The sequence below is a fragment of the Cyclobacterium xiamenense genome (genome assembly GCF_009467825.1).
GTDB lineage: Bacteria > Bacteroidota > Bacteroidia > Cytophagales > Cyclobacteriaceae > Cyclobacterium > Cyclobacterium xiamenense.
On record NZ_WIOK01000016.1, the window covers coordinates 1 to 15093 of the forward strand.

General features: G+C 49.4%; 11 protein-coding genes. 10 read left to right on the plus strand and 1 reads right to left on the minus strand.

Features of this window, described 5'->3' with window-relative positions:
• Nucleotides 1–340: 340 nt before the first annotated feature.
• Genes GCU44_RS13130 through priA form a run of 3 tightly spaced genes read left to right on the plus strand, consistent with a single transcriptional unit; the run spans nt 341 to nt 5900 of the window.
• Nucleotides 341–1330, plus strand: coding sequence for a GSCFA domain-containing protein (locus GCU44_RS13130; RefSeq protein WP_154856808.1), 990 nt, complete (start codon nt 341–343; stop codon nt 1328–1330).
• 23 nt (nt 1331–1353) lie between these two features.
• Nucleotides 1354–3381 carry a thioredoxin domain-containing protein gene (locus tag GCU44_RS13135; RefSeq protein ID WP_154856809.1) on the plus strand — a complete coding sequence of 676 codons (2028 nt, stop codon included), beginning with the start codon at nt 1354–1356 and terminating at the stop codon, nt 3379–3381.
• A 2-nt stretch (nt 3382–3383) separates the two neighbouring features.
• Nucleotides 3384–5900, plus strand: a complete 2517-nt coding sequence (gene priA, locus GCU44_RS13140; protein WP_154856810.1) for a replication restart helicase PriA — start codon at nt 3384–3386, stop codon at nt 5898–5900.
• A 27-nt stretch (nt 5901–5927) separates the two neighbouring features.
• Here priA and GCU44_RS13145 read toward each other — a convergent pair whose 3' ends face one another.
• Nucleotides 5928–6395 carry a YybH family protein gene (locus GCU44_RS13145; RefSeq protein WP_154856811.1) on the minus strand — a complete coding sequence of 156 codons (468 nt, stop codon included), beginning with the start codon at nt 6393–6395 and terminating at the stop codon, nt 5928–5930.
• 291 nt (nt 6396–6686) lie between these two features.
• On the opposite strand from GCU44_RS13145, the gene GCU44_RS13150 reads away from it, so the two are divergent.
• From GCU44_RS13150 to GCU44_RS13180, 7 genes are all read left to right on the plus strand, one after another.
• Nucleotides 6687–7700: a lipase family protein gene (locus tag GCU44_RS13150; protein ID WP_154856812.1), complete on the plus strand. Its 1014-nt coding sequence runs from the start codon at nt 6687–6689 to the stop codon at nt 7698–7700.
• Between the two features lie 8 nt (nt 7701–7708).
• Nucleotides 7709–8593, plus strand: coding sequence for an acetoacetate decarboxylase family protein (locus GCU44_RS13155; RefSeq protein ID WP_154856813.1), 885 nt, complete (start codon nt 7709–7711; stop codon nt 8591–8593).
• 20 nt (nt 8594–8613) lie between these two features.
• Nucleotides 8614–9117: a hypothetical protein gene (locus GCU44_RS13160; protein WP_092169211.1), complete on the plus strand. Its 504-nt coding sequence runs from the start codon at nt 8614–8616 to the stop codon at nt 9115–9117.
• The gene (locus GCU44_RS13165; protein WP_092169214.1) at nt 9104–9505 is read left to right on the plus strand and encodes a patatin; all 402 of its coding nucleotides are present in this window, start codon (nt 9104–9106) and stop codon (nt 9503–9505) included. Before GCU44_RS13160 ends, GCU44_RS13165 begins: the two co-directional genes overlap by 14 nt.
• A gap of 70 nt (nt 9506–9575) precedes the next feature.
• A complete protein-coding gene (locus GCU44_RS13170) occupies nt 9576–11015 on the plus strand; it encodes a patatin-like phospholipase family protein (RefSeq protein WP_154856814.1) in 1440 nt (479 codons plus the stop codon).
• Nucleotides 11005–12741 (plus strand): metallophosphoesterase, encoded by a 1737-nt coding sequence (locus GCU44_RS13175; protein ID WP_154856815.1) that lies wholly within the window; start codon nt 11005–11007, stop codon nt 12739–12741. Before GCU44_RS13170 ends, GCU44_RS13175 begins: the two co-directional genes overlap by 11 nt.
• Entirely contained in the window at nt 12725–15073 is a 2349-nt protein-coding gene (locus GCU44_RS13180; protein ID WP_154856816.1) for a GMC family oxidoreductase N-terminal domain-containing protein, read from the plus strand. The genes GCU44_RS13175 and GCU44_RS13180 overlap by 17 nt, the downstream gene beginning before the upstream one ends.
• The last annotated feature ends 20 nt before the right edge of the window (nt 15074–15093 follow it).

Here is a 15093-nt window from a genome sequence, read left to right on the forward strand (position 1 = left end):
GGTGGGACTTTTTACTCAAGTTCCGCAAAACGTGCGCTATTGAGCAGATAGGGCCATTATAGTTGCGACGAAAACAGTTTTTCACCCCATTTTATTTAACGTGAGATGAAAAATATAAAAAGGGTTGCCCGTTCAAAGTCCAATAAAGCCCGATTCATAGCAACTACATTGCTGTTTTGAGGAATATGAGTTAGGATCGGTTCGTTTTCCGGTATCCCGTAGGTTTTTTTCCTGGGAAATGCTTGAACCTGAATCCTACAGCGAAGGCCTTTAGGGATAATTGCATTACCGCTTTTGTTCCTCCCAGGCATTGGTTATTTTGCTGTTCGAACGAACGATCATGAGAAGTTTCAGAACCGAGTTTACGATTGACCCCTGCCCGGAAAAGGTAGGGCATTCCGGCAGCCTGCTAACGATCGGCTCCTGTTTTTCAGAGGCGATAGGCGAAAAATTGCTGCAAAGCAAATTTGACGTGCTTGCCAATCCCTTCGGCGTGATCTACAACCCCATATCCATCCTTGAGCTGCTGGAGTGTTCACTTCGTGAAACGCCTCTGGCGGAGGAACACTACCTGCAATCGCACGCCAGGTTTTACCATTTTCAAGCCCATTCCCGGCTAAGTGGCACCTCAAGGGAGGACCTACAAGTACTTCTGGAAAAAGCGCAACAGGACACCCTTCGGCACTTACAGGCCAGCAGTCACCTGTTTATTACCTTCGGAACGGCATTTGTTTTTCGACACGTTCCGAGCAATGCGCTGGTAGCCAATTGCCACAAGGTGCCGCAGAAGCAGTTTAAAAAGGAGCTATTAACACTGGAGCAAATGCGGGTGGCGTTTGACCGCTTTTACAAGATCCTCCGGCAGGTTTGTCCAAAAGTGCAACTGGTATTTACGGTAAGTCCTGTCCGGCATATCCGGGACGGGATTTCAGCAAATCAGGTAAGCAAAAGTTTGCTTCGCCTACTTTGCGAGCAACTTGCCCGTGATTATTCCAATGTTTTTTATTTTCCGGCATACGAAATCATGATGGATGACTTGCGGGATTATCGGTTTTATAAAGATGACCTCATCCACCCAAATTCCATGGCAGAAGCGTATATTTGGGAGAAGTTCCAGGATTGCTTTTTTGACCGATCTACACAGAATCTGGTCAAAGAAATCGAGCAAATCCAGCGCAGCTTGAGCCACAGGCCGTTTGAGCCGCTTTCGCAGCAACATGGCGTATTTCTGAGGAAATTGGCTCATCAGATCCAACAATTACCACAAAGGCTGGATTTTAGCTCCGAACTGGCGGCCATTACCGATCAGCTAAATCAAATTGAATATTAGTAGTACCCCATCAAATCGCGCAAATGAAAACCAATAGACTTATCCACAGCCAAAGCCTTTACCTAAAGCAGCATGCCTCCAATCCGGTAGACTGGTACCCCTGGGGAGAAGAGGCACTTCAAAAAGCACGGACGGAAAACAAACCTATCCTGGTAAGTATTGGCTATTCGGCCTGTCACTGGTGCCACGTGATGGAAAAGGAAAGCTTTGAAGATCAGGAAGTGGCGGAGCTCATGAACGAGCACTTTGTGGCCATAAAGATAGATCGCGAAGAGCGTCCGGATTTGGATAACCTCTACATGGAAGCCGTTCAATTAATGGGTCTGCAAGGCGGTTGGCCGCTGAATGTGTTTCTGATGCCGGACCAACACCCCTTTTATGGCGGCACTTATTTTCCGAAAAATCAATGGGTAAAGGTGCTTTCCGGCATTTCAACAGCTTTTGCCCAACAATACGAGGAGCTGGCCCGAAGTGCAGCCGGATTTGGAAAGAGTCTGAGCACGTCCCTGGTAGAAAAATACGGTTTGTCGCTCGATGCTTCTCCCTTTGATCCAGGAAAGGTTCGGGAAATTGGGGCTAAAATTATGGAAGGCTATGATCCGGTTTGGGGTGGCTTGAAGCGCGTACCGAAATTTCCCATGCCGGCTATTTGGGCATTTTTGCTGGATTTGGCCATTTTGGATCAGCAGCATGACCTGGGCGAAAAGGTGTGTTACACGCTAAAAAAAATCGGCATGGGGGGAATCTACGATCACCTGGGAGGTGGGTTTTGCCGCTACAGCGTGGATGGAGAATGGTTTGCACCGCATTTTGAGAAAATGCTGTACGACAATGGTCAGCTGCTCTCCCTGTATGCGAAAGCGTATCAGTACAGCGGAGATCTTTTTTTTAGCGAGAAAGTGCGTGAGACAATCGATTGGCTGACGCGGGAAATGAAGAGTCCGGAGAATGGGTTTTATGCGGCTCTGGATGCCGATAGCGAAGGGAAGGAGGGGAAGTATTACGTGTGGACGGCTGAGGAAATCAAGGAGGTACTGGGCGGGGACCGCGGTTGGTTTGGCCGGCTGTATGGCATCAAAAGCGAGGGCAACTGGGAATCCGGTGAAAATATCCTTTTCCAAAAAGAATCCTATGCGGCGATTGCCGATTCCTTGGGTCTGGGTGAAAGGGAATTTGTCAAACGGCTCAATGAGATCAAAGCAAAGCTGTTTGCACACAGAAACAAGCGGGAACGGCCCGGACTGGATGATAAAATCATCAGCGGCTGGAACGGCTGGGTCATTCAGGGTATTTGCCAGGCGTATCATGCACTCGGTGAGGCATCCTATCGGGACCAGGCCCTTGCTAGCGGGGAGTTTATCTGGAGCAAGATGGTAGCGGGCGACGAGTTGTTTCGCAATTATAAAAATGGAAAGGCGTATACATCCGGCTTTTTGGAAGACTATGCAGCGGTTATTCAGGCCTTTCTTTCCCTGTATACGCTTTCTTTTGACCAGAAATGGCTCGACCGCTCCGAGCGGTTGCTTGAACGGGCCATGGAACGATTTTTTGATGATTCCGATGGCTTATTCTTTCTGAATGACCCGGCCCAGGAAAAGTTAATCGCCGATAAAAAGGAGATTTTTGATAACGTAATTCCCTCTTCCAATGCCGTTATGGCGCGGAATTTACATCGAATGGGGATCTATTATTACCGGCAACGGTACGTAGATCAGGCCGAAAAGATGTTGCAGTTGGTACAGGGTATCCTCCTGCAGGAGCCCTCCTTTCTGGCTTATTGGGCTTCGTTTTACCTGGAAAAATCCATTCCCACGGCCGAAATCGCCATTCTTGGGCCAGATGCTGCTGAAAATGGCCTGATTTGGCAGAAGGGGTACCGTCCGAATACGGTATTGGCCGCAGCGTCAACGCCCGCGGACTTGCCGTTGCTACAAGACAAGCCCCTGGATGCCAACCGATTTTTTGTTTGTTTCAACAAGACCTGCAAGCAACCCGTTGCGCGTTTGCAAGAAGCGCTGGATCAGTTACCAAACCTACCCCAAACGAGCTGATTTTGGAAGACCTTTTTGCGCATAGCTACCCCGGAACCAGCGCCAAGACGCTGTTTGCGGACGTGATCTTACCGGTGCCTATTCCGAAATGGTTTACCTATAAGGTGGAACGGGAATTTCAGGACCGAATTGGTATCGGCTACCGCGTGATGGTCCGTTTTGGAAATACGAAGATTCTCACCGGCATCGTGGCAAGGGTGCATCAAAAAGCTCCCGAAGCCTACCTGGCCAAACCCCTGTTGGATGTACTGGACGATTTTCCGGTGGTCAACGCCTTGCAAATCAAATTTTGGAACTGGATGGCCAGCTATTATTGCTGTCACATCGGAGAAGTCATGCATGCGGCACTTCCCAGCGGACTGAAACTTTCCACGGAAAGCCGGGTACAGGTACATCCGGACTTCGATCCCGAAGCACCGGGATTTCCGATGGATGAGCGGGAATTGCTGGTGTTGGAAACCCTTGCCAAACACGACGAAATGAAGGTGGAGCAGTTTGAACAGCTTTTGCCAGGGAAAATCAGCCATAAAATCATCAAGAGCCTGCTGACAAAGGGTGCCGTTTTGCTTTACGAATCCGTACGGGAAAAATACAGCCCCAAGACGGAGCAGCGGATTCGCCTGGCGCAACAATACCTTGCTGAGAAAGGATTGCTGCAGGAGTTGTTTGCTCAATTAAAAGGCAAGCAAAAGCAGGAAGAAGTCCTGCTGAAGTACCTACAGGTGCTGCCGGTATTTCAAAAACCGGAGCAAAATACCGGGGGAATTGTAAAATCGGTTTTGATCGATCATGGCTGCTCGCCAAGTTCCATCGATACCCTGGTGAAGAAAGGGATACTGGAGGCCTTCAAGGTGACGATTAGCCGGTTTGATGAGCTGGAAACCGGCCAGGATCAGGTGGAATTATCGCCCCTTCAGCAGCAGACCCTTGAAGAAATACAGCGGCAGTTTCAGGAAAAGCAAACCTTGTTGCTGCAGGGAATTACGGGTTCCGGGAAAACGGAAATCTACATCCAATTGATAAAAGAAGTACTGGAAAGTGGCTCCCAGGTACTTTTGCTGCTCCCAGAGATTGCCCTGACCACCCATTTGGTGTTTCGGTTAAAGAAAGTATTTGGAAGCAAAATGGGCGTGTTTCACTCCAAGTACTCCGATAACGAACGGGTGGAAGTCTGGCAAGGCGTGCTCAGTGGGAGGTTTAATTTTATAATTGGCGTACGTTCGTCCTTGTTTTTGCCCTTTGATAGTCTGGGGTTGGTAATCGTAGACGAGGAGCACGAGCCGTCCTACAAGCAATTTGATCCGGCACCCCGATTTCAGGCCCGGGATGCCGCCATCATGCTGGCCTGGATGCATCAGGCGAAGACGCTCTTGGGTTCGGCCACCCCGGCATTTGAATCCTTCTACAATGCCCAAACGGGGAAATATGGCTACGTTAGCCTTGAGAAACGCTATGGAAATGCCGAACTTCCTTACTTTCATCTGGCCGATATCCTCGCCGATAAGAAAAAGAACCTCCTCAAACTGGACTTTACCCGGATATTGCGGGAAAAGATACAGGAGGCGTTAAACAAACAGGAGCAGGTCCTGATATTTCAAAATCGGCGGGGATATGCACCGTATCTTTCCTGCGAGGAATGCGGCTGGATTCCCGAATGCGAGCATTGCGACGTGAGCCTGACCTACCACCAATACCAGGAGGAACTCCGGTGCCATTATTGCGGATTTAAAGAAAAACTTCCAAAGGCCTGCCCCGCCTGCGGAAGCCATAAAATCACTACCGTAGGGGTAGGGACGGAGCGAATTGAGGAAAACCTTTCCCTGCTGTTTCCCGAAGCCCGAATTGCCCGAATGGATCTGGATACCACGCGCAGCAAATACGGGTACCAGCGTATCCTGGAAGACTTCGGCGCCGGCAATGTGGATATACTGGTGGGTACCCAAATGATCACCAAAGGACTCGATTTTGATAAGGTTTCGCTAGTGGGAGTTGTGGACGCTGACCGGATCCTTTATTTTCCGGATTTCAGATCTGGTGAGCGGGCATTTCAACAAATTACCCAGGTGGCGGGTAGGGCCGGGAGGCGGGAAAAAACAGGTGATGTAGTCATTCAAACCAGGCGCCCGGACCAACTGATTTTCAGACAGATAATGTCCGGTGATTACAGGGGTTTTTACCAGCAGGAGCTGCGGGAGCGGAAGCAGTTTTTTTACCCTCCCTTTGTCAAAAACATCAAGATCACTACCAAGCACAAAGACTTCAAAACCGCCGAGCAGGCGGCGCTGCATCTGAAAAATCTGCTGGCTTCCATCGAGGCCAAAAAGATTTTGCTGGGTCCGGAAAAATCCCTGATAGGAAAGATCAAAAACCTCTACCTTTTTGAACTATGGATCAAGCTGGAAAAATCGGTTTCGGTGCAGGAGCAGTTTAAGGTGCAACTGATGGAAGCCATACGCACGCTTCAGGGAGATAAGAAATTTCGCCCGGTTCGGTTTTTGGTAGACGTGGATCCGTTTTAATACCGGGCAATCCCCGTCTCGTTTTAGTTATTCGTTGGCATTCCAGATATCGTGCGTGGTTTTCCAGCTGCCATCCGTCTGTCTTTCCAGGATGTTTAGGTATTTGGAGGTGGAGTACAGGGTGTCACCGGTACTTTTGGAAAACAGGGTAACCTTGGCAAAGCCTCTTCCAAATGCCAAATCCCCGTCTACGGTTACGTGTTCGTACCCACTTTCCAGCTCGGTGTGGTAGCTGTCAAAAATTTCTTGGTAGTAAGCGGCAACTGCTGCGGGTCCGATCTTTTTTGGACTATTGGGTGCCATCAGTACTGCGTCTTCGGTAAAATAGGCGGCGATACTGCCGGCATCACCCTCGTTGAAGGCATCGGCCCTTGCCTGACTCATGGCCTTGATGGCTGCCAGGTCCGCCGCTTCCCCCGGCTGCGGGTTTTGACTACAGCTGCTTGCGAGAAGCAGTACCAGACTGCTGAAAAGGAAAGTTGCGATGAATTTCATGGAAAACGACGATTTAGTTTGCGGTCAAAGATAAAATTTTTATTTCGGACCTGCTTCAGGTATCCGCCGTTAATCCACCGACGAATGGCCATGGGTGGAAGGGGAGGGCCCGGCGTTTTACTGCGGGAGCAAAGAGCTCAGAAGATCGGGGCTGTCAACGAAAGGAGCCAATAACCAAACGATCCGTTGGATTACGAATGCGTATTGCCGCTTTGCTTCTGAAAATTACTTGAAAAATGCATGTCGAATTCATTTTATTTTGGTAAATTATGCGAATGAAAAATAATTTCTATGAATGCTGAGTTTGAGAGCATAGAATTTGAAGCCTTGGATGGGTTTCCCTGCGAGTTGAAGCATTTCAAGTCGAATAATGTTTCCAAGGGGCCAGTCTTGCTGGTGCATGGGGCAGGCGTAAGCAGCATGATTTTTAATCCACCTACCCCAAACAACATTATTTTCAAATTGGCCGAAGAAGGCTACGATGTCTGGTTGGAAAATTGGAGGGGTTCCATTGTATTGGAGCCGAATGAATGGAACCTGGATGAGGTGGCCCGGTACGACCATCCCGCGGCAGTGAAGAAAGTGGTGGAACTGACTGGAGCGAAAGAAATCAAGGCAATCATCCACTGTCAGGGTAGTACCAGCTTTATGATGTCGGCGGTGATGGGCTTATTGCCGGAAGTAACATTGATTATCAGCAATGCCGTTTCCCTGCATCCGGTAGTACCGGCGTTTTCCAGGTTTAAGCTGAAGGCGCTGGTTCCCCTGGTCAGCCGGTTTTTTGATTACATCGACCCCCAATGGGGGCTTTCTCCACCTGATTTCAAATCCAAACTGTTGCTCAACTTCGTAAAAGCCACCCATTGGGAAAAGGATACCACGGTAGGAAAGATGGTAAGTTTCACCTATGGTTCCGGTTTTCCGGCCTTGTGGGAATTGGAAAATCTGGATAAAAAAACAATGGATTGGATTCAATACGAGTTTGCCCATGTACCGCTCTCTTTTTTCAAACACATGCAGAAATGTGTGAAAAACGGAGCGCTGGTGCCGGTAGCGGACGGTAGTCCCGATTACGTGTCCGAAGCTCCTCGCACGGATGCACGCATGGTCCTGTTTGGAGGGAAAAAGAACAAGTGTTTTCTGGCAGAAAGCCAGGAAAGAACATTTGCCTACCTGGAACGCGCAAGGCCAGGCTTTCATAAACTGTACCTGTTGGATGCGTATAGTCACCTGGATGTATTTTTCGGGAAGAATGCGCACGTAGATGTGTTTCCAAAAATGATCAATGAATTAAACAATGGTTAGAAAACGGTATGCCTCCTAAACGAATCAAACGATATGCCGGTAGGTACGCGCTGGTAGATGGAATACCTTATCAGATGCCGGTTCGCTCTTCGCGTTCCCCAGCTCTGATGGCCGGTTTTTCCTGTGATTGGCAAAAAGCGAACGAATTGCTTCCGGGAAACGAAATTCACGCCCTGAAACTTCCCAACGGTAGGGCCGCGCTGTTAATCACCGTGATCGATTACCTCGATACCAGTATCGGGAAGTACATCGAGTACAGCATCGCCATTGCCTGCACCCGGGGTGCCCGTCCGGCTCCACGTATTGCCAATGCACTCTTTTTGGGGCATTACGGGACCGGGCAATATATCCTGGATTTGCCGGTAAGCAGCGAAATCTCGGTGAAGGGAGGAAAAGGGATTTGGGGCATGCCAAAGCACCAGGCAAACCTGGATTTTGTGGAATCCCCGGAAGGGGTTAGCAGCCAATACGAAAAAAACGGACAATTTGTGTTCCGCATCGAAATCGAAAAACCCCGCTCACCCTCGATCAAATTGAAAGTAGGCGCCACCAATTACTGCAGGTTTCGGAACATGCTGATGGCTTCTTATATCTATTTTGAAACCCGGGCTGGGATCAACCTATTTGGCAAGGCAAAAGGAAACCTGTATATCGGAGATCATCCCAACGTAGCAGCCCTGAGAGGAATTGATCTTTCACCCGATCCCTTTTTTACCACCTTTATGCCAGCAACCAACGGTATTTTGGACGACCATTTCCAGTGTTGGTTCATGACTTATCCGGATCCTCCCAAAGAAATGCCGGAAGGATTGGAGTCGGTCTACCCACTGGGGTATAGCGAGGACTGGCTGCCGCCGCCGTCGATTACCGATTACGAGAAATTTCGAATATAAACCCCTAGTCAAGCACTGTCATGAACCCGATCAAAAAAACCCTCCTTGACCTAAACAATGCCTACATTTTCTTTTGTGCCTCTATATACCTGGGCATGTTTTGGTCCCTGCATTTCTTTTGGTTTCCGAATTACCCCAATACCCTGACGCTCGATAATTATTACGATGCCATTATTCCGCAAACGGATTTGGCCACACGGTTTTTCTTTATCACCATTCCGATTATGGCGATAGCCTTGGTAATTATGTTAATCACGGAATGGAAAACCGGTCTGCGCTGGGTACCGATCGCCTGGATACCGGGACTTTTGGCACCGGTAGTGGTGCAGCAGGCCTTTATTGAAGAGATCAACAATGAATTTAAAGCAGGAGTGGCCGATGAAGCCAGGTTGCAAGTACTCTTGCAGGAATGGATGTGGCTCAACGACATTCGTTGGGTTATCCTCACGGTGATGTGGGGAATCACCATGTACTTCTTTATTGCCAAAGCAAAACCAAACCACCAAGGTCATGAATCAAGATAAGGTATTCGGAATATCTACCCGCTACATTGAGTTGCTGGTCGTGTTGATCGCATTTATCACGCTTTTATCCGGATTGGTTCAATTGATTCATCCGTCTTTTGTCCTGAATTTTGTGGGGAAAGCAGCGGCGACTCCGGAATCGGCCCATTTGTTTGCCATTGTCGGCATGTTTATGGCGCTTTTCGGCGGAATGGTCTTGCATGCAGTCTATGGCTCGGTGAGCAACACGCAAATCATCCTCTGGTCATCCTTTCAAAAGTTTGGGGCTTTTGTTGCGGTAACGGTAGGCGTTTTCAAGGGCCTGTTTTCCATTCTTGCACTGAGCGTCGCTATTTTCGATTTGTTTTCCGGCATTGTTTTTCTGCTTTACCTGAGGACTTTGCGCTGACGCGTTGTCTTGCGCTGCAACGATTCACAAAAACGATCTATCCATTGCCACCCGTAGCACTTTCCATGACATGCTGATTACATCCCATCCGAACGACTCCAAAAGCAGGAAGTCACTGGTATTGGCCGGCGGCGGAATACGCGTTGCCTATCAGGTGGGGGTGTTGAAGGCCATGGAAGAGGCGGGCTTGCAATTTGATCACGTGGATGGAACGTCGGGAGGCATATTTAATGCGGCCATGCTGGCGTCCGGAATGGAGGTACAGGCGCTGATGGATCGCTGGGCCGATTTGAAAATGGCACATTTTGTATCGCCAGCCCGCGTCACCGACTACCTACGACCCTGGCGAATGAAAGGGATGGGCGATGCGGATGCGATTCGCAGCAAGGTATTCCCGCATTTCGGAGTAGATATAGCAAGTATTCGCCGGAAAAAGCTTCCCATTACCTTCTCCCTTTGCAATTTTCCCAAAAAATCGGTTCAGGCCATTCCAGCGAAAGACGTGCACGAAAACCATCTGCTGGCGGGGGTTTCCTTACCCATCGTCATGCCGGCGTTGCAGGTAGGAGAGGATTGGTTTATCGACGCCGTTTGGATCAAGGATGCGAACCTGATGGAGGCCGTCCGGCGAGGCGCTGAGGAGATTTGGGTGGTATGGGGCATTGGAAACTACCCTGCCTACCTTCCCGGAGCGCTGCGTCAGTACGTTCATTCCATTGAAATGAGTGCAAACGGCGGCTTGTGGGAGGAATTTGAACAGATCAAATGGATCAACAAAGGGATTTTACGTGGGGAATCCGAATTTGGACAGCGAAAACCCATCCAGGTTTTTGTCATTCGCCCGCAACTACCGCTTCCCCTCGATCCCGATTTGTTTTTTAACCGGATTACCACCAGAGATTTGATGGCCATGGGATATAGCGATGCTACCGAGTACCTGTCTGCCATTCCCGAATCGGGCACGCCGTTAAATGAACGCAGCACCGCTACCCGCAATTTGGGTGATTGCCTGGCGATTAGCCTGTACTATTCCGGGGAATTGCCCTGGAAGGACGAAATTTCCCAGGTCAGGTACCGGGTTTTTCTCCGGTATACCGAATGGGAAGGGAAAGGGAACACGGAAGTTTATTCCAGTCTTTACCTGGGGCATTTAGATCAGGAATTCCCAGGGACAGCGGGTCACTTTTCGATCAAAGACAGCCAGGGAATCGTAGCAGAAATCGCTTCCAATTTCCTTATTGACGGCCGTACGTATCACCTGTTGGCGAGATTTGAAGTCAAGAGCCCCTGGCACTGGTTGGCCGGTATGGAATTCAAGGCATTGGAGTTGGTGCTGTATCCCAAAATGGAAGCCGATCCCGAAATCGTAATGGAAGGAAGCCTGTACCAATCCTTTGGCGCACGCCTTAGAAGTTTTCGGAAGGCACTGGCGATAACAAATGAAGGAAGTAGGGGAGGAATTGGATTTAAACTGAAACAGATAAAAAAAATGATGTACAATGAAGTTTGAAAAGAAACCCATGGTCAATTGGTACGATCCCCGTCAATTGGCTTTTACCGGTGTAAAAACCGTGCTTTCCTCGGTTTTCGGGAATTTTGCTGACCGCAGGGAAATGCTTGCAGCCTTGGATCAGGAAATTCAAATCCACGATTACTCCGAGAAAAAGGAATTTTGGTTTGATTTTATTTCAGATTTAGGCGATGGATTTAATCCCACCTACACGCTTGCTGAACTGTTGGCCCGGGAGTCCCTCACGCTCCGGGGGAAATCCCTGAAGCGGGGCGATGTGCTGGTTATGGGTGGCGACGAAGTATATCCTACCCCAGAAATCATCGAGTACACCAACCGCCTGCGGGGACCCTATCAGGCGGCTTTTCCCAAAAACGAGGCAGATGAGAATCGGCCGGACGTGTTTGCAATTCCCGGAAACCATGATTGGTACGACGGCCTTACCAACTTCCTCCGCTTGTTTACCCAAAAACGATCGCTAGGTAACTGGCGCACCCAGCAGAGCCGGAGTTATTTTGCCTTGAAATTACCCCACGATTACTGGTTGATCGCCATCGACGTACAGCTCAATGCCGACATCGATTACCCCCAAATTTGCTATTTCCGGGAAATTGCCAAAACCCATTTTAACGAAGCAAGTAAAATCATTCTTTGCACATCCGAACCGTCCTGGGTCTATAAGTCTTTTGACGATAAAAACGAATCCTTTGATCGGTTGCAATTTTTTATCGACAAGGTTCTTTTTGGGAAGGGAGAAAAAGACTACGAGACCAAGAACAAGTCCATACAAATCAAGTCCATACTAACGGGTGACTTGCACCACTACGCCCGGTACGAAACCGGCAAGCAGCAGGAAGCGTCCTGCCAGCTGATTACTGCGGGGGGGGGAGGCGCCTTCATGCATCCGACCCATACCTTGAAACCCGAAATCGAAAGCCTTGGTGGCGAAACATCCCATTTGAAAAAGGTTTTTCCATCGAAGCAAGAATCGATAAGACTGAGCTTTCTGAATCTGCTTTTTCCCTATTTTAGCCTAACCATGCTTTTTTTCTTCGGCATTTACCATGTATTTACCTCCTGGATTTTACAGACCAAGGTGGAAGGCGAAACGTCGTTGATGGAACGACTCGCTGCTGCGAACCTTTTTGACGGAGGCTTGGGCGAGGTGCTTCAAACAATCGGGAGTGGAATCAGCCATCATCCCGGTGCCCTTTTTCTTAACATCTTGCTGGTCATCGGTCTGGTACTATTCACCGATACCAAATCCGGAAAGAAAAACCTGAACTATATTGCCGGAGCAGTCCATGCCTTGCTTCACCTGCTTAACTTCTATTTTCTTCTTTGGCTCTTCTCGTACACCAACCTCCAATCGTTGGGTTTGGATGTAAACTCGGTCGAACAAATCCTGCTTTTCATTGGGGAAATGGTGCTGGTAGGAGGGATCATCAGTGGTGTTTTGTTTGGGCTATACCTTACGTTTAGTGTGGTGGTTTTAAAGAACCACATTACCGAAGCCTCTTCTTCCTACCGATGGGAAGGGTATAAAAATTTCCTTCGAATAGCGGTCACAGCGGACGGGCTAACCATTTATCCCATTGGTGTCAAGCAGGTGGTGCGTAACTGGAAAAATACCGGTACCGAAGAAAACCCCCGATTTGAAGGTGGACCCATAAATTATGAATTGATAGAAGATCCTATAACGATACACCATGAAACGACTCGCTAAACCAGTAACCAGCATCAAGCCATCCTACGACTACGTTGTGGTAGGATCGGGATACGGAGGAAGCATCGCGGCATCCCGCATGGCACGAAGTGGTCAGACGGTCTGCCTGCTGGAAAAGGGAAAAGAATTCCTCCCGGGAGAATTTCCCGATACCCTGATCAAGGCCTCGGGTGAAATGAACTTTGTTGGTGGAAAGTCGGTCGACCTGGAAAAAAACGGGCTGTACGAGTTTACCATGGGCAGCGGAATCAATGTGTTCAAAGGATGCGGCTTGGGAGGTACTTCTCTGGTCAATGCGAACGTGTCCATCCGACCTGAGTCACGGGTGATGCAGGACGAGGCCTGGCCCAGGGCCTTGCGGGAAGATCTGGAATCCTTTGATACTGGCGTGGCCCGGGCCTGGTCCATGCTGCGGCCCAGTCCCTATCCGGAAAACAAAAACGGATACCCCATATTGAAAAAAACGGAAGCCATGCGCAAGTCAGCGGCGCACATGGCTGCCCCCTTCCGGTTATTGGATATCAATGTGAATTTTGAGGACCAGATCAATCAGGTAGGGGTGCATCAGCCAAAATGCACCAACTGCGGCGACTGCGTGACGGGCTGCAATATCGGCGCAAAAAATACTACGGCCATGAATTACCTGCCCGATGCCTGCTTCCATGGAGCAGAGATATTTACCGAAATCAACGTGCGCTATGTCAAGAAAGTAGGCGCTTATTGGCAGGTGTATTTTCACCCCATCGGCATCGGAAGGGATCTTTTCGATGCGCCCTTGCTATTTCTTCAGGCAAAGAACGTGATTCTGGGTGCAGGTGCATTGGGTTCTACCGAAATTCTCCTACGTTCTGCTGCCATGGGTCTTAGGCTATCCAAACGTCTGGGGCAGCGATTTACCGGAAACGGCGATGTACTGGGTTTTGGTTACAACAACGACGTGCGCATCAACGGCATCGGACTCGGCAAAAAAGGGACGGAAGCAGTTGCCGAGGTGGGTCCTTGCATAACCAGTATCATCGACTTGCGGGAAAGAGAATCGTTGGAGGACGGCATGACGCTGGAAGAAGGAACCATTCCCGGACCAATCCGGGGCATCATGCCAAAGGCCCTCATCGGTTTTTCACGGCTGGTGGGAAGGGATACGGACAGGGGGTTCAAGGACTATTTCAAAGAGAAGTGGCGGGAAATCCGGAGCCTCTTTCTTGGACCCTTTCACGGAGCACTGGCCCGCACCCAGGTATACCTGGTGATGACCCATGACGACGGTAATGGATCACTTAAAATGGACGAACAAGGCAAGCTGGCAATCAATTGGCAGGGTGTCGGGAAACAGGAAATATTTAAGAAGGTAAATGGGGAGATGTACCAGGCAACGGAAGCCCTTGGCGGAACCAAGATCCCGAATCCTACCTGGAATCAGTTGATGAATTACGACCTGGTGACGGTGCATCCTCTGGGAGGATGTGCCATGGGAGACAATGCCGCACTCGGTGTGGTGGACCACAAGGGGCAGGTATTTGCCGGCGAAGAAGGGGAACAACTCCACGAAGGCTTGTACGTGATGGACGGAGCGGTTATTCCAAGGCCTGTGGGCACCAACCCCCTGCTGACAATCAGTGCATTGGCAGAGCGAAGCTGCCAATTGATTGCCGAAGAAAAAAACTACGCACTAACCCATGATTTCACAGAAACTCAAAAGCAGGGCTCAGGTACTTCCACGCCGACGGGCACCGGCGTGCAGTTTACCGAGACGATGAAAGGATTTATTGGTTGGGGTGAAACGGAGGATTTCGAGGCCGGCTTTGCCAGGGGCAAAAAGCAAAATACACCGTTTGAATTTACCCTTACCATCCAAACGGAGGATATCGACGAATTTATAGCCAATGAGGAGCATCCGGGAAGCATGCTGGGCAGTATGGAAACTACAGCCCTCGGAGATAAAGCCTTGACGGCATACGGTGGGCAGTTTAACCTGTTTGTTACCGAGAATGGGAGCAGCAGGCAGAAAAAAATGAAGTATACGGCAGGTCTACTGCATCCGGATGGGAATCAATACTACTTTGAAGGGTTTAAAGAAATCGAAAACGATCGGGTGGTAGATGCCTGGCGGGACACCACTACGCTGTTTATTGCCCTGTACGAAGGGAACCACGCCGGTGGAAAACTTCTAGGAAAAGGGAAACTGGTAATCAAGGTAGCCGATTTGTTGCGGCAATTGAGAACGGTAAAGGCCATTCATCCCCAATCCACCGAAGATGGGCTGAGGGCGATCGCCAGTTTTGGAAAGTTCTTCGCCGGAAATGTGTACGATACCTATTTCCGCATAAAGTAAGCGGTCCTGTTGAATGCGCT